The organism is Psychrobacter sp. 1Y4 (genome assembly GCF_051847555.1).
Window position 1 is genome coordinate 1 of record NZ_JBPYDE010000467.1, and the last position, 752, is coordinate 752.

At 45.3% G+C, this 752-nt stretch carries 1 protein-coding gene; it reads right to left on the reverse strand.

Annotation, left to right across the window (positions count from 1 at the left end; translation table 11 throughout):
- On the reverse strand, positions 1 to 699 hold a 699-nt coding region (locus ACS8FC_RS17005), incomplete at its 3' end, for a transglutaminase family protein (RefSeq protein WP_439297654.1).
- Between the last annotated feature and the right edge of the window lie 53 nt (positions 700 to 752).

Below are 752 nucleotides of genomic sequence, written 5' to 3' on the forward strand. Positions count from 1 at the left end.
ATAATCTCGCCCAATCGCCACATACACATGTGAGTTTGGGGTAAATGCCTGATTTGAGATATCAAAAGTATACCAGTAACCATCCAGCCAAACCTCAGCCCATGCGTGACTGGCCATGTGATTTTCGGTATCGTCATACAGATAACCTGATACATAACGCGCTGGAATCTGTTGATCGCGCAAGATACTTAAAAATACATGTGTATGGTCTTGGCACACACCGGCACTTGCCGCAAACGCCTCAGCAGCGGTCGTGCCCACATGTGTGACGTCTTTAACAAAAGGCATTTTCATGATCAGTGCATTTGCCATTGCCTTTAGGCTGTCATGAGTGGGCGTTTTTAAATATGGCGCTGCAAATTCTCGCATCTCTTGTGAGCATTTGGTTAACGGGGTTTGTACGGTAAATAGCAGGTAAGGGACATGATCCATATCCTCTAAACGTTCAGTTTCGGTGTTGATCTCAACGACACCCGACGCCTGCATTTGTAAGTTGTTATGTGCCTCGTTACGACTGAGCGTGAGCCATGCATTACCAAAGCCGTCCTTTTGGTTGGTCGCCACTTTAGGGAGCATGACATCCCATTTATGAATGGTTTGGTGCGGCATTTGCATGGGGGTCATGCGTATGTACTGTACACTGCGCTGCGCCAACTCATCGTAATAGTAGTTGGTTTGGTGACTGATTTGAAGTTTCATAATATCTTCTCCTTTTTCGGTTTATTCCATATGTCTCATGAGCCATTATTATT